Genomic DNA, 18,507 nt, shown 5'->3' with positions numbered 1-18,507 from the left:
AGCCGGGCTCCGCCGACGCGGCTCGTCGACGGGGCACGTCCTCGACGATACGACATGGGTTCCTGGGGCAATGAGTTGTCCACAGGGCCGGCAATGACTTGTCCACAGCCGTTGCAACCAGCGCTGTCCGCCCTTGATGATGTTGGGGCCTGAGTGCACCTGTTGGCACCTGTTCGGATCTGTGAGGAAGCACCATGCTGGAGATCGCCGAGAACGGCCGTACGTGGATTCTGTCCGGGCCGGCCAGCAGTTACGCCCTGCACCTCACCGCCGAGGACGAGCTGCTGCACCTGCACTGGGGCCCGAGGATCGCCCTGGCCGACGCCGAGGCCCTCGCCGTACGTCCGCTGCCCGAGTACTGGCCCTTCGAGTCCCCGCTCGACGGCCGCGAGGAGTACCCCGTCGAGGGCGGCCCCCGCTTCACCCGCCCCGCCCTTTCCGTGCGCACCGACGAGCGGCGCGGCACCGAATGGGGCTTCGAGGCGTACGACACCGAGGGCGACGAGCTGCGGCTGCGGTTCCGCGACGGCTGGCTGACCATCACGCTGCACTACCGGATGCGCCACGACGTCCTGGAGCGCTGGGTGACCCTGGACAACCAGGACCCGGCCCCGGTCGAGCTGCTGCGTGCCGACTCCGCCACCTGGACCCTGCCGGACCGCGAGGACGGCTGGCGGCTGTCCCAGCTGCACGGCCGCTGGGCCGCCGAGTCCCTGCTCACCCGGACCCCGCTCACCTACGGCGAGAAGGTCATCGGCAGCCGCCGCGGACACACCGGCCACCAGCACCTGCCGTGGGTGGCGCTCGACACCGACGCCACCGAGGAGCGGGGCGAGGTCTACGGCGTCGCCCTCGGCTGGTCGGGGTCCTGGCGGATCGCCGTGGCACAGCTGCCCGACGCGCGCGTGCAGATCACCGGCGGCGCCGGCTACGACGACTCGGGTCTGCTGCGGCTGGCGGCCGGGGAGTCCTTCACGACCCCTGTCTTCGCCGGCCTCTGGAGCGACGGCGGCTTCGGCGGCGCGAGCCGTGCCTGGCACGCCTACCAGCGGGCGTACGTCATCCCGGACGCGGACCAGGACCGGCCCGTGCTGTTCAACTCCTGGGAGGCCACGAACTTCGACATCTCCGAGGAGCAGCAGGGCACCCTCGCCCGGCGGGCCGCGGCGATGGGCGTCGAGCTGTTCGTGGTCGACGACGGCTGGTTCGGTGCCCGCACCAGTGACCGGGCCGGACTCGGCGACTGGGCGCCCAACCCCGACCGCTTCCCCTCCGGCCTCAAGCCGCTCGGCGACTACGTGCGCGCGCTCGGCATGCAGTTCGGCATCTGGGTCGAGCCGGAGATGATCAACCCGGACAGCGAGCTGTACCGCGCCCACCCGGACTGGGTGCAGTACCAAACGGGACGTAAGAGGACGGAGTTCCGCAATCAGCTCGTGCTGAACCTCGCGCGGGAGGACGTCCAGGAGTACCTGTGGGAGCAGCTCGACACCCTGCTCTCCTCGGCCCCGATCGACTATGTGAAGTGGGACTTCAACCGCTGCTTCACGGACGCGGGCTGGCCCGGCGAGTCCTACCCGCAGCGCCTGTGGGTCGACCATGTGCGTGGCTTCTACGCCCTGTTGGACCGGTTGCGGGCGGCTCACCCGGGCGTGGCCTTCGAGTCCTGCTCGGGGGGCGGCGGCCGGATCGACCTCGGGGTGCTCAGCCGTACCGACCAGGTGTGGACCTCGGACAACACCGACCCGCTCGACCGGCTCGCCATTCAGGACGGCTTCAGTCAGATCCATCCCGCGCGCGTGATGGCCGCCTGGGTCACCGACAGTCCCAACACCCAGCTCAACGGCCGGGTGAGCTCGCTGCGGTTCCGGTTCGTGAGCGCGATGGCCGGGGTGCTCGGAGTCGGCGGGGACCTCGCCGAGTGGACAGAGGAGGAGCTCGCCGAAGCCGGTCGCTGGGTGAAGCTCTACAAGGAGATCAGGCCGCTGGTGCAGCATGGCGACCTCTACCGGCTGCGGCCTCCGCGGGGCGGACTGAGTGCGGTGCAGTACGTCCGCGGGGACGAGACCGTCGTCCTCGCCTGGCTTCAGGCGCAGAAGTACGGCGAGCCCGTCCCCTCGCTGCGGCTGCGCGGGCTCGATCCGACAGCGTCGTACGAATGCCCTGAAACGGGCGAAGTTCACCGAGGGGTCGTACTGATGCATCACGGACTTCGGACCGGGTTGCGCGGCGACCTCGATGCGACGGTTATCCGACTGCGCCGCATCTAGGGCTTCTGTCCGAATTACTAGCTTCCTTCCAACTCCTTCCGGAATGAGGATTCCTGTGAATTCGTGACGTGAGGAGCGTCATAGCCGTGACGGTGTGTCGCCCGTCATGTTCACGTAATTCACAGGTTTATCAAGGGGGTTTGGGTGGGAGAAGCGCGGCCGATACACGCAGGGTGACTGGTAATTCTCATAGGGGATCAAGGGAAACGCATACCCGCGCAACCTCTCACTTGTCCCTTTGCGTCTTGCTCGTTTACGTTCGCCACCGATCCGGTCGGACGCCCAATCCTGCCGCCGAACGGATTCCCCACACCCACTTACCCGTGAACGGCAGGAGCGGGGGACCCACAGGCAGTACTGCCTGTTCCGGTCTCCGGAACAGGCTTGGGGTTTAGTCGCGTCTCGGCGCGGCCGGGCATCTCCAGCCCGCACCCGACAGCTCACCTCGCAGGCGCCGGAGAGGAATTCGTCATGCCCGCGAAGGGTAAGCACCGCCGCCCGAAGTCCCAGCGCTTCGCCCGCTCGATCGCCGTCGCCGGAACCGGGGGCGCCGCGCTCGCCCTCCCGCTCATGGGGGCCACCGGCGCGCACGCCGCCACCTCGCAGTCCGTGTCGGAAAAGGCCGTTCAGTCGATTCCCGTCACGCAGAAGGCCGTTGAGAAGTCCGCCGAAAAGGCGGCTGCGAAGAAAGACGCGGCAAAGACCTCGACCGTGCGCACCTATTCGGTGCGGGTCGGTGACTATCTCTCGAAGATCGCCGACGAACAGCATGTGAGCGGTGGCTGGAAGAAGCTCTACGCCGACAACCGCCAGGCGGTCGGCGACGACCCGTCGCTGATCCACCCGGGTCTGAAGCTCTCGATCGGCAAGAAGGCCAAGGCGGGCGCGACGAAGACCGGCTCCTCCTCGTCGTCCTCGGCGAGGACCGAGAAGGCCGAGCCGAAGAAGGCGTCCTCGAAGTCGACGGCCGTCACCCAGAGCGCCGACACCACCAGCAGTGCCAGCGGCTTCACCCTCCCGGTCAGCGGCGCCACCATCGGCACCGGCTACCGCGTCGCGGGCAGCATGTGGTCCAGCGGCTACCACACCGGCGTCGACTTCGTCGTCCCGACCGGTACCTCGCTCAAGGCCGTCGGCGCGGGTACGGTCGTCTCCGCGGGCTGGGGCGGCGCCTACGGCAACCAGGTCGTCATCAAGCTGGCCGACGGCTACTACGCGCAGTACGCCCACCTGTCCCAGCTCTCCGTCTCGGCCGGCCAGACCGTGTCCGAGGGCCAGCAGATCGGCCTCTCCGGCGCGACCGGCAATGTGACCGGCCCGCACCTGCACTTCGAGATCCGCACCACGCCGGACTACGGCTCCGACGTGGACCCGGTCGCCTACCTCCGCTCCAAGGGCGTCGCCGTCGGCTGACGCCCCCCTGTGCCACCGAAGGCCGGACCCCGATCCCCGGGTCCGGCCTTCGGTGTTTCCGTGGAAGCGCGATGCCGGTCGGGGGTGTTCGCGCCTTCATGATCGCTTCGTTGCGTTCTTGTGGCAGGCGCGCTCGGGGCGTCGACAGGTGGGGGAGGGGCGGGGCACAGTGAACTCCGTTGCTGCGTAAGCGCTTTCTAACGGCTTCGGAGTTCACCCCCTTCCCGGAAGGAACCGTCCGCCATGACGACCACGCGCAGAGCCTTCGGAGCCCTCGCGGCCGGCGCCGCCCTGGCAGCCCTCGCCCCCGCGGCCACCGCGAGCGCCTCGCCCCGCCACCGGCGCCTCATCGCTCACGACGACTTCCGTCACGGCCTCGGCCGCTGGGCCGTCGAACTGGAGCAGGGCGGCACGGTCACCGCGCGGCGCGGGATCCTGGAGGTCGACGTGCCGGCCGGTGCGACGATCTGGTTCAGGCAGCCGCTCGCAGGGCCGTACGTCCTGGAGTACACCGCCACACCCGTGTCCGCGGGCGGGGCCAACGACCGGGTGTCCGACCTGAACAACTTCTGGAACGCGGTCGACGTCCGGTCCCCCGACGACCTCTTCGCCGTCCCCCGGGGCGGGGCGCTCGCGGAGTACGACTACCTGAGGACGTACTACTCCGGCTACGGCGCCAACTACAACACCACGACACGGCTGCGCCGCTACGTCGGACAATCCGGTGTGCGGCCCCTGATTTACGACTACACCGAGCCGCTGCTGGCCGCGAACGAGCCGAACCGGGTACGGATCGTCTCCGACGGCTCCAGGGTGCAGTGGTGGAACAACGGGCGGCTCGTCTTCGACTACACCGACCCGGAGCCTTATACGAGCGGGCACTTCGCGTTCCGGACCACCTGGAGCCACTTCCGGATCAGTGACTTCAGGGTGTGGCGGTCGCAGTGTCAACACTCCTGGTGAAAGGGCTATTCCTGGTTTGGCCAACACTTTAGGAGTGGCTTATCTCACCGCCCGTCAAGTCCTTCCTACGGTCGCGTAGGTCACATTCCAAGGTGAATCATGAACGGCTGTGGCAGACGATTCGAAGAATGACAGCAGCTCAGTGATCGGGTCGTACGTGGCGGTGGGGGACAGCTTCACCGAGGGCGTCGGCGACCCCGGCCCTGACGGGGCGTTCGTCGGCTGGGCCGACCGGTTCGCGGTACTTCTCGCGGACCGGCGGCCCGAAGGCGACTTCAGGTACAGCAATCTCGCCGTACGCGGGAAGCTGCTCGACCAGATCGTCGAGGACCAGCTTCCGCAGGCCGTCGAACTGGCACCGGACCTGGTGTCGTTCTGCGCCGGCGGCAACGACATCATCCGGCCCGGCACCGACCCCGACGAGGTCGCCGAACGCTTCGAGCGGGCCATCGCCCGGCTCACCCAGGCGTGCGGCACGGTCATGGTGACGACCGGCTTCGACACCCGTGGTGTGCCCGTGCTCAAGCATCTGCGCGGCAAGATCGCCACGTACAACGGACATGTGCGGGCCGTCGCCGACCGGTACGGATGCCCGGTGCTCGATCTGTGGTCCCTGAAGACCATCCAGGACCGGCGGGCCTGGGACAGCGACCGGCTGCACCTCTCTCCGGAGGGGCACACGCGTGTGGCGCTCCGTGCGGGACAGGTGCTGGGCCTCGAGGTGCCGGCTGACCCGGACCAGCCCTGGCCGCCGCTTCCCCCTCGCGGGCCGCTGGACGTGCGGCGGGACGACGTGCACTGGGCGCGTGAGTTCCTGGTGCCGTGGATCGGACGCCGGCTGCGAGGGGAGTCCTCCGGCGACCATGTCACCGCCAAGGGTGTGCTGTCGCCGGACGACATCAAGACGCGGATCGCCAAGGTGGCTTGAGCCCGAGGCGGTCCTGGGGCCGGTCGGGGCGGGGGCCGCCCGGCGTCCGCGGTCGGGTCGTCCACCAGTGCACCTGGGCGACCCGGCTCGTGAGCCGCCGCTAGGCGGGACTCGTGCCGTCCAGCCCGAGTTCCCGCGCCAGGGCCTCGGCGACCCACTCCTGGGCCCGCGACCTGGCCACCGCGCCCGCATAGGACGTCAGTTGGACCGCCAGGCCGTCCATAAGGGCGGTGAGGCGCAGCGCGGTGGCCTCCGGGTCCGGGCAGCGGAACTCGCCCGCTGCCACGCCCTCGGCGATCACCTCGGTGAGCGCCGCCTTCCAGCGTCTGTCGAGGTCGCGCGTGACCTCCTGGAGGGCCGGTTCACGCAGGGCCACCGCCCAGCCCTCGATCCACAGCCGCCAGCCCTTGGCCTGGCCCGTCGGGGCGTACCAGCGCACCGCCGACCGGAGCCGGCGCAGGGCGCTGGTGCGGCGGCCGAGGAGCTTGCGCAGACGGGCCAGGTCCTCCTCGGCGGCGTAGGTGAACGCGGCGGCGACCAGCTTCTCCTTCGTGGAGAAGTGATAGAGCACCAGGGCGTTGCTCACCCCGAGCGCCGAGGCCACGTCGGCGATCCTGACGGCCGCCACGCCCCGCGCCTCGATCTGCTCGATGGCGGCCCGCAGCAGCTCCTCGCGCCGCTCGGCCACTGTCAACCGCACTCTCGCCACGGGCTCACCCTAATCCGTCCCCTGCGGGGCACCGCGCGACGGGCCAGGTCAGCGGTACCGGCCGAACCGCTCCGCGATCACCGGCAACCGGTCGGCCACCAGCGCGTGCGCGGCGGCGCGCGGCGAGGTGCCGTCCGCCTCCGCGCGCGTCAGCAACTGCTCGACCAGGGCGCGCATGGAACGGCGTATGTGCGTGAAGGCCCCGTCCGCGTCCGGGCCGATGTCGCCGAAGAGGGTCCACCACCACCAGGCGTTCGTCCCGGAGTTGACCACCACGTCCGGTAGTACGGTCACCCCGCGCGCGGCCAGCAGCGCCTCCGCGGCGGGCAGGACCGGCATGTTGGCCGCCTCGACGATCCAACGGGCCCGGATCCGCTCCTGGTTGCCGGTGTCGATCGCGTACGAGACCGCCGCGGGCACCAGTACCTCCACGTCGAGCGACAGCCAGGCCTCGCCGGGCAGTTCGCGGTCGGCGCGGAGCAGGGCCGAGCGGTCCACGGTGCCGTGGGAGTCCCGGGCGGCCAGCAGCGCCTCGACGTCGAGCCCCGCCGGGTTGAAGATCGTGCCCTTGATGTCGGCGACGGCCACGACCGTGAGCCCCGCGCGCGCGAGGAAACGGGCGGTGGCCCCGCCCATGGTGCCAAGGCCCTGCACGGCCACGCGCGTGCCCGTGTACGGCACCCCGGCCGCGTCCAGGGCCGTGAGCGCCGACTCGGCCACCCCGCAGCCGCCCGCCAGCTCGTCGAGTCCGATGCCGTCCACCTCCACGGCGAACGCGTCCGCGAGCCGCCGCCGGGCCGCGGACTCGTCGTCGAGCAGCGGATAGACCGCCTGGATCGAGGAGACCAGGCCGGCCTCCGCGGCCGCCCGGTCCACCAGGTCCTGACTGAGACCGAGGTCCTCGCCGGTCGTCCAGCAGCTCTCGACGTACGGTCGCACGGCGCGCAGGTAGCGCACGAGCAGGCCGTACGCCTCCGGGTCCCGGGGGTCGCAGTCGATGCCGCCCTTGGCCCCGCCCAGCGGGACGTACCGCGCCGCGGGGTCGTAGTGCAGGGCCTCCTTCATGGTCATGCCGCGGGCCAGCCCGGCGACCTCGTCCAGCGTGCAGCCCGGGCGCATCCGCAGGCCGCCGCTGGCGACACCCCGTACCAGCCGGTCGACGACCAGGAAGCCCTGGCGGCCGGTGACGTGGTCGGTCCAGGTGAGCGAGAGCAAAGGGGTGGTCACGCGGGCTCCGGTGGTGGGGCGGCTACTGAACGAGGGGTCAGTATTTGCAGTCGGGTGCGCGCTGTCAACGTGATCCGCCGCGGTGGCGTCCTTATCCGTGTGACCGGACAGACCCCGGCACTGTCGGAGGGGCGGACCATAATGGATGCCTCAGCGACTCCACCTGGAGGTACCGTGACCGGCTTCCGTCCCTTGAGCTCCGGGCTCCGCGCGCTGCAGCCCGCGGCCTTCGGAGCGGACCCGAGCGGTGAGCGCATGGCGCGCATCCGCAGATCCCCCCACTACAAAGACGGTGTCTTCCAGAACCCCGGCGGAACCGCCAGGACCCGGCCCGACGGATCGGCGATCGACTTCGCCAAGGTCTTCTTCGACAGCGACGGCCGGCAGCAGCGCGCCCCCGGAGGGCCGGATCCCGGTGCACGCCACGACCCTCGCCGACCTCTCCAAGCCCCCTGCCACCGGTCTGCGGCTGACCTGGATGGGGCACTCCAGCGTGCTCGCCGAGATCGACGGACGGCGGGTGCTGTTCGACCCCGTCTGGGGTGAGCGGTGCTCCCCCTTCCCCTTCGCCGGGCCCAAGCGGCTGCACCCCGTGCCGCTGCCGCTCGCCGCGCTCGGTCCGGTCGACGTGGTCGTCATCTCCCACGATCACTACGACCACCTGGACATGCCCACGATCAAGGAACTGGCCGGGACGGACACCGTCTTCGCCGTCCCGCTCGGGGTGGGGTCCCACCTCGAATACTGGGGTGTGTCCGCAGACCGGCTGCGCGAGCTGGACTGGCACGAGTCGACCCAGGTCGCCGGGCTGACCTTGACGGCCACCCCGGCCCGGCACTTCTGCGGACGGGGACTGCGGAACACCCAGCACACGCTGTGGGCGTCCTGGGTCGTCGCCGGCGGGGAGCACCGGATCTACCACAGCGGTGACACCGGGTACTTCGACGGGTTCAAGGACATCGGCGCGGCCTTCGGGCCCTTCGACGCCACGATGATCCAGCTCGGCGCCTACTCGGAGTTCTGGCCCGACATCCACATGACGCCCGATGAGGCGGTGCGGTCCCATCTGGACCTCCAGGGCGGGGACGCGGCGGAAGGGGTGCTGCTGCCGATCCACTGGGGCACGTTCAACCTCGCGACGCATCCCTGGGCGGAGCCGGCGGAGCGGACGATGCTGCTGTCCCACAAGGCCGGGGTCGCCATGGCCACGCCGCGGCCGGGGGAGCCGTTCGAGCCGGGGGCGGCGCCGGTGGTCGATCCCTGGTGGCGGGGGGTGGCCAGGGCGCCGGTCGGGGGTTGGGTCGAGTTGCCCACGGCGGTGGAGGATCGGGAGCCGGTGGCCGAGGTGTGACGTGAGGTTGGTGCCGGTGCCGGCCGGGGTTGGGTCAGCGAGGCGTGCAGTGTGTTTCTGAACCGCTGAGAACTGTCGAGCGGGTGGTGCCCGGGCTTGCGCACTGCGCGCGTCGGGTCGGCGGCCGCTGGTAGGAGCACGGTGACGTCCGTGGCCGTCCTGGCCTTGGGGCCCGGTACCGGCAACACCCGACCTCGTGACGCCGTGTCCGGCGAGGACGGGCTGCGGCCAGGAGGCGGCCGTAGCGCCACGAGGTTGTTCGAAGAGCGCCGGATCGCGTAGCGAGCTGCCGGTGTCACTGCCGCCTGCCGTGGCGAGCGGCGTGGGCAGCGCTGCGCCCGGAACGCCCCTGTGTCCGGAACGCCCCTGCGCCCGGTTTGCCCGCGCTGCGGGAGACGCGTACGGGCGGCGCACCGGCGACAGTCCCCGGCTCGCTCATGCGCGTGGGATGCCGGTGAGCCGTGGCCCAGTGGCCGCGGCGGTCCCGCACCCGCGGCGAACCGACACAGTCAGTGACGATGCGGAAGGCTTGGGCCAAGGCTCCGGAGGGGTGTCGGGGAGCCTGTCCGTACCCGGGTAAGGGCCTGCGCGGCGATCGAGGTGTGCGTACGGCCTGGGCCCTCGCCTGTCGTGCGTGACCGGTTCTGACCAGGGCTGATCGGTATTCACTCGTTCGGGTAAGGCGGGCCGGTCGGCTTGTCGGTCTGTCGTGCGAGTCCTCATACCAGAGCGGGACGCTCCGCGGAGGAGTTTGTCAACTGCCGCTCGCACATGATGCGTTGGCGACTACTGTGAGTGTCCGCCGGGCGACGAGGGGTTGAAGTCTTCGGTTCTCTCGACCGGTACGCCATGACGCATGCCCACGGCGAACAGCCGAGGCGCGGGGAGGAGGGAGGCGACGCGCCGGTGACCGACGACCATGCCGCCGCGCGAGCCGCCCGGCAACCCGCCCCGAAGCCCGTGGGGGCACCCGCCGGAGCCCGCCGACCCGGGCCGGGCGGCCCGGAGCCCTCCGGCCCACAGGACCGACGGACCAGTACAAGGACACCGATGTCTCACCTCCGCGCACCGGCCGCACGCGCAGACCGCCGTGAGGGCGGGCGGCACGGGCGGCCGGTCGCCCGCACCGCCCCCTCGCTGCCCGAGACGCACATACGGCCGCAACTGCTGCGGCTGGCCGTGCTGCCGCCGATCGCTGTCGCCCTCAGCGGCTGCGCGGCCGTCCTGTTCACCGTTCGCTCCACCGGGGCACAACCCGGCCTCATCCTGTGGAGTGTTCTGGCCGGCGCGGTCTCGGTGACCTTCGCGGGCATCGCCATCGCCGCCGTCGCGGCCGACCGAGCCGCGAAATCGGTGAGCGACCGCGTGGGCGCGCTGCGCCGCAGCAGCGCGCGCCGCGAGGCCGACCTGCGGGCCCTGGTCGACGGGCTGCGCCGCGGCGAGCTTCCGCCGGGGCGTGGCCCGGGCAGCGGTCCGCCGGAGAACGCCGACGACTTCGACCTGCTCGCCGCCGACCTGGCCCGCGCCCACGACGGGGCCGTCACCGCCGTCGTCCAGGCCGCCCAGCTCTCCAGCCAGGCCGGCAGCGAACAGAAACTGGAGGTCTTCGTCAACCTGGCGCGGCGCCTTCAGTCGCTCGTGCACCGGGAGATCTCGATCCTCGACGAGCTGGAGAACGAGATCGAGGACCCCGACCTGCTCAAGGGGCTCTTCCACGTCGACCACCTCGCCACCCGTATCCGCCGGCACGCCGAGAACCTCGCCGTCCTCGGCGGCGCCGTCTCGCGCCGGCAGTGGAGCAACCCCGTCTCGATGACCGAGGTGCTGCGCTCCGCCATCGCCGAGGTCGAGCAGTACTCGCGGGTCAAGCTCGTGCCGCCGATCGACGGCACACTGCGCGGGCACGCCGTCGCCGACGTCATCCATCTGCTCGCCGAACTGGTCGAGAACGCCACGGTGTTCTCGGCCCCGCACACCCAGGTGCTGCTGCGCGCCAACCTCGTGACCTCCGGGCTCGCCGTCGAGGTGGAGGACCGCGGGCTCGGCATGCCGGTCGCCGAACAGCACCGGATGAACGCCCTGTTGACGGACCCGGACCAGGTCAACGTCGCGAGTCTGCTGGCGGACGGGCGCATCGGGCTGTTCGTGGTCTCGCAGCTCGCGAAGCGGCACGGGATCCATGTCCGGCTCCAGACCAACATCTACGGCGGTGTCCAGGCGGTCCTCGTCGTGCCGCAGGCGCTGCTGGGTTCGGCGCCGGGAGCGGTCGGCGCGCGGCCGCCGGAGGCCACGGGGGCGGCCGTGTCCCCACAGGGCCCCGGTCACCCGAGGCCGGGGCACGAGGCACGGCACCGGGGAGCGTCCGCGGAGCCGCGTCCCGGTGCCGACCCGCAGCGGCGGGAGCCCCGGGGCACGGAGCCCGGCCTCAACGGCAGTGCGGCGCCGACGGCACAGGGCGGCGTCGCGGTGCCGCAGGGCGCGCGGCACGGACGTGGTGGCCATGGGCCGGGACTGAACGGGAGTGGCCGCCCGCCCGGCGGAGGTGTACCGGCCGGCGGAGGCGTACCGGCCGGCGACGGCGCCGCGCCGAACGGCGGCGGGGCCCCGTCGAGCGGTGGGGGGCATGAGCCCGGGGGCGAGCCTCTGCCCAGTGGCGGCTGGCGCTTCCTGAACGGCGCCTCGGGGGCACCGAACACCGGCGGGAGCGTTCCGAAAGGGGGTGAACACTTGCCGGGTGAGCGGCAGCCCGACGGAGCTGCCGGGTCATTGCCGGACGGTAGCGGAGGTGTGCCGGAAGGCGGCGGGAGCGTGCCGAACGTAAGCGGGCCCCAGTCCGGTGCGAAGGACACGGTGACCGATCGGCAGCCCGGTGCCGGGGGCGGCCCGAACGGCGGGGGAGCGCGCTCCGGGCGTCCCGCGCCGCTGCCCGTGCGCGGGGCCCGTGGGGCGCGGCCCACGCCCGCCGATGCCGTGCCGGGGATCAGGCCCGACGACCGGCGGCTGGTCGCCGAGCACGTGACCGCGCCGCCCACCCCGCGTACCGGGACCGTGCGCGGCACCATGGGCAAGCCCCAACTGCCCCGGCGCCGCGCCCAGGAGCACATCGCACCCCAACTGCGCGGCGGACCGGCGCCCCGGCAGGAAGCCGAGCACCTGACCGGCCACGACCCGGGACTGATGGCGGCCTTCCAGCGCGGGATCAGCCTCGCCGAGGCCCAGCAACACCTGGAGCCCGAGGGCGGCGAACCGACCACGTCACCACCGTTGCCGTTGCCGTCGCCGCGTAGGGAGATCGGCCACATGGGTTCGGCCCGGCCGGACCGGCAAGCCCAGTCGGCCCACCCGGAACCGGCGCCAGGGGGCCGCACGCAGAGGGACGTCGCCTACACAGGTGCACCCACCACCGACAGCGGCTCCCCGGCATCCGCCGCTCCGGAGCCCCGCCCTGCCCCGTCCCCCCACCCGTCCGCCTCCTTCGACTTCGGGTTCGACCTGGACGCGAGCCACACGGAGGCCGCACCCACGACCGACGCCACCGCCCTTGACGCATCCCCCATGGAGCGGCCCCACATAGCCGAGGCGCGCGGCCTCGATCACGACCGCACCACCCCCCGGCACGACGGGAGCGCACCCGCCGGATGACCACCCCCGCGTTCACCCCACCCCCCAGCGCTCCCGCAGACCTTCGTACCTCAAGGAGTCGATCCACCATGGCGAGCGAAGCGCCGACCGGCCATGTATCCGACCTCGACTGGCTGATGAGCGGCCTCGTGCAGCGCGTGCCGCACACCAGCAGCGCGGTCCTGCTGTCCTGCGACGGGCTCGTGAAGTCGGTCCACGGGCTCGACGGGGACAGCGCCGACCACATGGCGGCCCTGGCCGCCGGCCTGTACTCCCTCGGCCGCAGCGCGGGCGTCCGCTTCGGCGACGGCGGGGACGTCCGCCAGGTCGTCGTCGAACTCGACTCGACGCTGCTGTTCGTGACCACCGCCGGCTCCGGCACCTGTCTCGCCGTCCTGGCGGGACGCGAGGCCGACGCCGCCGTGCTCGGCTACGAGATGGCGATGCTCGTCAAGAGCGTGCGCCCCTACCTGGTGACCGCGCCCCGGCAGCATGCCGTCGAATCCCCGGCGATGAGGCCTTGAGCGTGGCGGCGGTCGGCGACGGGCCCTGGCTCGACGACGCAGCCGGGCGGCTGGTGCGGCCCTTCACGGTCAGCAACGGCCGCACCCGGCCGTCCATCGCGTTCGACCTTCTGTCGCACGTGATGGCCACCGGTGCCACTCCCATCGGCTACCTCGGCCCCGAGCACGCGCAGGCGCTCGACCTGTGCCGCGCGCCCGTCTCGGTCGCCGAGGTCGCCGCCCATCTCAGGCTGCCGGCGGTGGTCACCAAGGTGCTGCTGTCCGACCTCGTCGACTGCGGGGCGCTGACCACCAAGCCGCCCGAGTTCACCCACAACCCGACTGACCGGGCTCTTCTGGAGGCAGTGCTCGATGGACTACGACGACAGCTCTGATCCCTTCCCCACCGCACTGAAGATCCTGGTGGCGGGAGGGTTCGGGGTAGGCAAGACGACCTTCGTGGGCGCGGTCAGCGAGATCGCTCCCCTCAGCACGGAGGAACTGCTCACCACGGTCAGCGCCGCGACCGACAGTCTCGACGGCATCGAGAACAAGGTCGAGACGACGGTGGCCATGGACTTCGGCAGGATCACCCTCGATCCGGAACACGTTCTGTACCTGTTCGGCACGCCCGGACAGGAGCGGTTCTGGTTCATGTGGGACGAACTCTCCGAGGGCGCGCTCGGCGCGGTGATCCTCGCCGACACCCGCAGACTGGAGGACTGCTTCGCGGCCGTGGACTTCTTCGAGCAGCGCGGCCTCGGATTCATCGTGGCCATCAACGAGTTCGACGGGGGGTACCGCTACGACCCCGAGGAGGTCCGCGCCGCCATCGACCTCCCGCCGGAGATCCCGATCGTGCGCTGCGACGCGCGGATCTCCAGCTCGGGTGTGCAGACCCTGCTCACCCTCGTACGGCATCTCATCGCCCACAGCCCGGCGCCCGCGCCGAGCCACGGCGCCCACATGTGACCCCCGCACACACCTTACGGAGCCGCATATGACCGACGTCCACAGCGACGGCCGCCCATGAGCTACGACCCACCACGCCCGGCCGGTCGACTGCTGCTCACCCCGGAGGACAAGGAGGCCCCGCACCGGGCGCGACGGCTGCGCCTGCTCGGGCTCGGGGAGTATCCGGAGCCCGCGCTGGACGCCTTCGCCGAGCGGCTCGCCGAGCGCACGGGGGCGCCGTACGCGATGGTCAACTTCCTCGGCGAGGAGCGGCAGTTCTTCGCCGGTCTCAGGATTCCCGCGGCCCGGCCACCGTCGGACGGCGAGGAGGCCAAGCCGGAACTGGGCCGTCATCTGGCGCGCGACCATGGGTTCTGCCCCCATGTGGTCGTCCGCCGCAAGGCGCTGGTCCTGGAGGACGTCCGTGACTACCCGCGGTTCGCGGGCAACCCGGTCGTCGACGAGTTCGGCATCCGTTCCTATCTGGGCGCCCCGCTCATCGACTCCGCGGGGATGGTGCTGGGCACGGTGTGCGCGGCCGACGTGGAGCCGCGGACCTGGGGGAAGTCCGGCCTGGAGACCATCAAGTCGGCGGCGGCGGAACTCGTCGCGCGTCTGGAGCGACGGGAGGCCGACGGGCTCCCTGTGCTGTGACGGGCGAGACGGGCCCCCTTTCTAGCCGACCGGTCCAGTACCTACGTACACTCGCTGTGTGGGACGCACCAGTGACGCCAGGCAGAAGATTCTCGGTGCCGCGCGCTCGCTCATCGAGGGGCGCGGCTACTCGGCGCTGGGCGTGGCCGAGATCTGCAAGGCGGCCGGGGTGCCGAAGGGCAGTTTCTACTACTTCTTCGAGTCCAAGGAGGCCCTCGCGCTCGCCGTCGTCGACGAGCACTGGGCGGCCCAACGGCGGGACTGGGAAAGTGCGTTGGGGGCGGACGCGGACCCTCTGGGGCGGCTGCGCGCGCTCTTCGAGCGGACCGAGGCCGGCCAGCGCGCCGTCCAGGAGGGCTGCGGCACGGTGGCGGGCTGTCTGTTCGGGAACCTCGCTCTGGAGCTGAGCAACCACGCCGAGCCCGTGCGCGGACGGCTGCAGGAGATCTTCGAGGCGCAGGTCGACATGGTCGAGGCCGTCGTCGCCGAGGCCCGGGAGCGCGGTGACGTCACCGTGTCCGACCCCCGGCAGGCGGCGCGGGCGGTGGTGGCCCAGCTGGAGGGCCAGGTGATGTTCGCCAAGCTCTACAACAGCCCCGAGCGCCTGAGCCCCCTGTGGGACAACTGCCGCGCGCTGCTCGGGGTCGCCGGCTCCTAGTAACCGCGCCAGACGTTGTCGAACGCGGCGTCCTCGATGGCCTTCCGCTGGCGTACGGCCTCCAGTTCCATCACCGCGTCCCCGACCGCGGCCAGCACGGTGGCCGTCTCGTCGGCGAGTTCACCGGCCGGTTCGTCGCCGATGCCGGCGGCTGCCGCCAGCGCGACGAGGACGGGCTCGCCCGCCGCCCAGCGCTCCTCGGCCTCCCGCCGGGCCGCCGAGTCGACCAGCTCCGGGCGCCCGGTCCGCAGCGTGATCCGGCGGCTGCGCTGCCGGGTCGTGAGCCCGATCCGCTCCAGGTCGTCGACGTAGGCCGAGGACAGTCCGCGGCCCCGGCGCCACAGCCAGTCCTCGACCGACTCGTACGGCTCCTGCCGTACGAGCGTCTCGGCGGCCTCGTCCAGCAGGCGGTCACCCGTGGGGGACGGGGCGTTGGGCAGGATGCGGTCGCCGTCCAGGACGAGGGCGTGGGCGTCGAGGAGGTCGAACACCTCGGCTCCCGCGAGCGCGAGCGAGAGATCGCCCTGCCCCACCGGTTTGCCGGCGGTCACATCGAGGGCGACGATCGCGAGGTCCCGTGCGGTGGTCATCAGCGGCTCCACGTCAGTTGGCCGGGTGCGGCGGTGCGTGCTCAGGGGCCGGCCCCGTCGAGCCGGGCGTCCTCGGTCGATTCTCGCTGCTGATCGACGTCCGTGTGACCCGATACGACCATGTGGTGCGGGAAACCGATCCGCAGTACGCCGGCGGCCGCGGCCGCCGCCAGCACCACGAGGGCGGCCGGCAGCAGCGCCCGGTGGTAGCCGTGGTGCAGCAGCGGGGCGACGATCAGCGGGCCCAGGATCTGTCCGACCGAGTACCCGGCGGTCAGCAGGGCGACCGAGCGCGGGAACCGCAGATGCGCTCCCAGGGCCAGGGCGAGGGTGCTGACGCCGATGAACGTCGCGCCGAACAGCACCGCCGAGCCGAGGGCCGCGGCCGTACCGCCGACCAGGGCGGGCAGTGCGATGCCCACCGCCTGGACCACCAGCGCCGTGCACAGCAGTCCGGGGCGTGACCAGCGGCGGCCCGGCCGGGCCCACAGTGCCGCGGACGGTACGGCGGCCAGGCCCACGAGCACCCAGGCGCCGCTGCCGACCCACCCGGGGGAGCCCTGTCCGACGGCGGCGACCAGGAAGGTCCCGGCGATGATGTAGCCGACGCCCTCCAGCGTGTAGCCGGCGAACAGCGCAGCGAACCAGCGGTGCGTGCGGGGCCTCGCGCCGCCGAGCCCGCCCGGGACGGCGACGGGCGCCTGCTCCGGCCGTAGATTCCACGAGGCGGCGGCGAGCAGCGCGGCGAGGACGGCGGCGGCCCACCAGGCGGTGCGCCAGTCGGCGACGGGCCGCACCGCCAGGACCAGCAGGCCGGACAGCGCGATGCCGCCGCCCACCCCGCCGAACGCCCAGCCGGACAGGTGCGGCGGGTGCTCCCTCAGGTGGTCCAGGAGGGATCCGGCCGCGACGACGAACACCAGGGCGCTCGCCACACCGGCGGCCAGCCGCAGCAGGCTCCAGACGGTGGTGCTGAGGGTGAGGGGCATCGCGGCGAGCGTGCCGGTCAGCAGGAGCAGACAGGCACGGAGCACGGCGCGGGACCGGACCAGCACGGGGGCCAGGATGCCCGCGAGGGCGCCGACGAGATAGCCGGCGTAGTTCGCGGTGGCCAGGTTCGCCCCGGCCTCGGCGGACAGGCCCGCCTGGGTGTGCATCAGGGGCAGGATCGGGGTGTAGACGAAGCGGCCCACTCCCATGGCCGCCGCGAGGGCCGCCGCGGCCCGGGTGACATGTCCCCAGGGGGACGGAGCGCTCACGTCGTGCCGGGGTCGTTGGGATGCGCTTCGAGCGGGGTGACGGTGAGGGTCATCCACGGGCGCAGCGGCAGGGTGCCGAGTACTTTCGCGTGGAGTTCCTCCTCGTCGGCGGCCCGCCACACGCCGATGCTGCGCAACTCGCCGACCGGGCGCCACAGTCGGGCCAGATGGCCGGTCGCGGCCAGTTCCTTCGCGCGGACGGCCTCGGCGGCCCGGCGCCGGTCCACCTCCTCCTGCGCGGTGCCCTCGGGAACGGTGGTGGTGATCTCGACCAGGAACTCTCGCACGGCGCGCTCCTGTCGTCGTCGGTGAACCCATCGTGCGCTCGTCACCTGCGCCGACGCCACGACCGGCTTCCTCGCTGCTGAGAGGCGCAGCCTCCCAGCGCGCGCGTACGATGGCGGCCGTGGAACTGCGCCAGCTGCGGTACTTCGTCGCCGTCGCCGAGGAGCTGAACTTCGGCCGGGCCGCCGAGCGGCTGCTCATCGCCGGCCCTTCGCTCTCCCAGCAGATCAAGGCGCTCGAACGGGACCTGGGCGTCCGGCTGTTCGACCGCGACCGCCGCAAGGTCTCCCTCACCCCGGCCGGTGCCGCCCTCCTCCCGCACACCCGCGCCCTGCTGGACCGCGCCGACGACCTCAAACACCGGGCCGGCCGGCTGTCCGGCTCGCAGTCCGTGCGGCTCGGATACGTCAACTGGCTACCCCCGGACCTGACGGCGCGTACGGCAGCGGCGGCCCAGGTGCACCTCGACGCCTGGGTCGCGCCCTCCCACACCCAGGCCGCGCGCGTCGCCGACGGCAGCCTGGACCTCGCCGTCTGCTGGCTGCGCACCGAGGACCTCCGGAAGCTCGGCCTGCGGGCCCGGCTGATCGGCGCGGACCGGCTCTACGCCGTGTCCAGGGGCGGCGACAGCGGCGACGTACCCGCCGTGCGGGCCAGGGACACCGATGTGCTCATCGATGACGACGTCACCGCCTGGGCGTCCTGGAACGTGTACGGCGAGGAGCTCGCACAGGCCAGCGGCGCCCGTACGGTCCGCATCTCCGACGGCGCGATCACCGGCCCCGCGTTCTTCGACCACGTGCGCCGCTGCAGCCGCCCGGTCGTCAACTCGCCCAAGGGGCAGACCAGTCCGCTCCCGCCGGACCTGGTCCGGCGGGAGATCGTCGAGCCGAAGGTCTACTGGACGTGGTCCCTGGTCCGGCGCGAGACGGAGGACCGCGCGGGTGTCCTGGCGGTCGTCGACGCGCTGTGCGAAGGGGTCGGCGACCTCGGCATCCATGCCCCGGACGCCTGGCTGCCGGCCGACGATCCGTACGGGATCCCGGGCTGACCTGCGCTGGGAGCCCGTGCCTTCCAGACGGGAGGAACCCGATCCTTCCCACTCCTGGTGGACCGGCCTAG

The 18,507-nt window shown here is 72.0% G+C and carries 16 protein-coding genes, 1 pseudogene and 1 riboswitch; of the genes and pseudogenes, 12 read left to right on the top strand and 5 right to left on the bottom strand.

Translation table 11 applies throughout. The features are described 5' to 3' along the window. Positions 1-194 precede the first annotated feature (194 nt). The 4 genes from RKD20_RS06405 to RKD20_RS06390 all read left to right on the top strand — a co-directional run bounded on the left by RKD20_RS06405 (position 195) and on the right by RKD20_RS06390 (position 5,574). Positions 195-2,270 (top strand): alpha-galactosidase, encoded by a 2,076-nt coding sequence (locus RKD20_RS06405; protein ID WP_424876824.1) that lies wholly within the window; start codon positions 195-197, stop codon positions 2,268-2,270. Between the two features lie 300 nt (positions 2,271-2,570). Further along, positions 2,571-2,739, top strand: a riboswitch (cyclic di-AMP (ydaO/yuaA leader). A gap of 2 nt (positions 2,740-2,741) precedes the next feature. Then, positions 2,742-3,683: a M23 family metallopeptidase gene (locus RKD20_RS06400; protein ID WP_424876823.1), complete on the top strand. Its 942-nt coding sequence runs from the start codon at positions 2,742-2,744 to the stop codon at positions 3,681-3,683. 243 nt (positions 3,684-3,926) lie between these two features. Beyond that, the gene (locus tag RKD20_RS06395; RefSeq protein ID WP_424876822.1) at positions 3,927-4,646 is read left to right on the top strand and encodes a DUF6250 domain-containing protein; all 720 of its coding nucleotides are present in this window, start codon (positions 3,927-3,929) and stop codon (positions 4,644-4,646) included. Positions 4,647-4,788: 142 nt separating this feature from the next. Continuing rightward, the gene (locus RKD20_RS06390; RefSeq protein WP_020116612.1) at positions 4,789-5,574 is read left to right on the top strand and encodes an SGNH/GDSL hydrolase family protein; all 786 of its coding nucleotides are present in this window, start codon (positions 4,789-4,791) and stop codon (positions 5,572-5,574) included. A 100-nt stretch (positions 5,575-5,674) separates the two neighbouring features. On the opposite strand, the gene RKD20_RS06385 is transcribed toward RKD20_RS06390, so the two are convergent. After that, positions 5,675-6,283 carry a TetR/AcrR family transcriptional regulator gene (locus RKD20_RS06385; RefSeq protein ID WP_424876821.1) on the bottom strand — a complete coding sequence of 203 codons (609 nt, stop codon included), beginning with the start codon at positions 6,281-6,283 and terminating at the stop codon, positions 5,675-5,677. A 48-nt stretch (positions 6,284-6,331) separates the two neighbouring features. Beyond that, positions 6,332-7,510 carry a Glu/Leu/Phe/Val dehydrogenase dimerization domain-containing protein gene (locus tag RKD20_RS06380; protein ID WP_424876820.1) on the bottom strand — a complete coding sequence of 393 codons (1,179 nt, stop codon included), beginning with the start codon at positions 7,508-7,510 and terminating at the stop codon, positions 6,332-6,334. A gap of 174 nt (positions 7,511-7,684) precedes the next feature. Here RKD20_RS06380 and RKD20_RS06375 point away from each other — a divergent pair. The 7 genes and pseudogenes from RKD20_RS06375 to RKD20_RS06345 all read left to right on the top strand — a co-directional run bounded on the left by RKD20_RS06375 (position 7,685) and on the right by RKD20_RS06345 (position 15,251). After that, positions 7,685-8,861: pseudogene (locus RKD20_RS06375) on the top strand (MBL fold metallo-hydrolase). 1,050 nt (positions 8,862-9,911) lie between these two features. Beyond that, a complete protein-coding gene (locus tag RKD20_RS06370) occupies positions 9,912-12,503 on the top strand; it encodes an ATP-binding protein (RefSeq protein ID WP_424876819.1) in 2,592 nt (863 codons plus the stop codon). A gap of 68 nt (positions 12,504-12,571) precedes the next feature. Beyond that, a complete protein-coding gene (locus RKD20_RS06365; protein ID WP_020116617.1) occupies positions 12,572-13,006 on the top strand; it encodes a roadblock/LC7 domain-containing protein in 435 nt (144 codons plus the stop codon). Between the two features lie 2 nt (positions 13,007-13,008). Beyond that, positions 13,009-13,380, top strand: a complete 372-nt coding sequence (locus RKD20_RS06360) for a DUF742 domain-containing protein (RefSeq protein WP_007386182.1) — start codon at positions 13,009-13,011, stop codon at positions 13,378-13,380. Beyond that, positions 13,358-13,957 (top strand): GTP-binding protein, encoded by a 600-nt coding sequence (locus tag RKD20_RS06355; protein ID WP_007386183.1) that lies wholly within the window; start codon positions 13,358-13,360, stop codon positions 13,955-13,957. Before RKD20_RS06360 ends, RKD20_RS06355 begins: the two co-directional genes overlap by 23 nt. Positions 13,958-14,014: 57 nt before the next feature. Beyond that, the gene (locus tag RKD20_RS06350; RefSeq protein ID WP_424876818.1) at positions 14,015-14,593 is read left to right on the top strand and encodes a GAF domain-containing protein; all 579 of its coding nucleotides are present in this window, start codon (positions 14,015-14,017) and stop codon (positions 14,591-14,593) included. A gap of 58 nt (positions 14,594-14,651) precedes the next feature. After that, positions 14,652-15,251, top strand: coding sequence for a TetR/AcrR family transcriptional regulator (locus tag RKD20_RS06345; RefSeq protein WP_424876817.1), 600 nt, complete (start codon positions 14,652-14,654; stop codon positions 15,249-15,251). Here the strand turns inward: RKD20_RS06345 and RKD20_RS06340 are convergent. The 3 genes from RKD20_RS06340 to RKD20_RS06330 are packed head-to-tail and all read right to left on the bottom strand — an operon-like array spanning position 15,248 to position 17,387. Next, the gene (locus tag RKD20_RS06340; protein WP_424876816.1) at positions 15,248-15,841 is read right to left on the bottom strand and encodes a GOLPH3/VPS74 family protein; all 594 of its coding nucleotides are present in this window, start codon (positions 15,839-15,841) and stop codon (positions 15,248-15,250) included. The two genes, RKD20_RS06345 and RKD20_RS06340, sit on opposite strands and share 4 nt — an antisense overlap. A gap of 41 nt (positions 15,842-15,882) precedes the next feature. Continuing rightward, a complete protein-coding gene (locus RKD20_RS06335) occupies positions 15,883-17,040 on the bottom strand; it encodes a YbfB/YjiJ family MFS transporter (RefSeq protein WP_424883156.1) in 1,158 nt (385 codons plus the stop codon). Between the two features lie 56 nt (positions 17,041-17,096). Beyond that, the gene (locus RKD20_RS06330) at positions 17,097-17,387 is read right to left on the bottom strand and encodes a muconolactone Delta-isomerase family protein (RefSeq protein ID WP_424876815.1); all 291 of its coding nucleotides are present in this window, start codon (positions 17,385-17,387) and stop codon (positions 17,097-17,099) included. Between the two features lie 110 nt (positions 17,388-17,497). Here RKD20_RS06330 and RKD20_RS06325 point away from each other — a divergent pair, with 110 nt between their 5' ends. Then, a complete protein-coding gene (locus tag RKD20_RS06325; protein WP_424876814.1) occupies positions 17,498-18,436 on the top strand; it encodes a LysR family transcriptional regulator in 939 nt (312 codons plus the stop codon). The last annotated feature ends 71 nt before the right edge of the window (positions 18,437-18,507 follow it).

This window comes from Streptomyces sp. SLBN-8D4 (assembly GCF_049739545.1).
GTDB lineage: Bacteria > Actinomycetota > Actinomycetes > Streptomycetales > Streptomycetaceae > Streptomyces > Streptomyces canus_C.
Note: the sequence above shows the minus strand (reverse complement) of the source record. Positions and strands in the feature narration are given on the sequence as shown.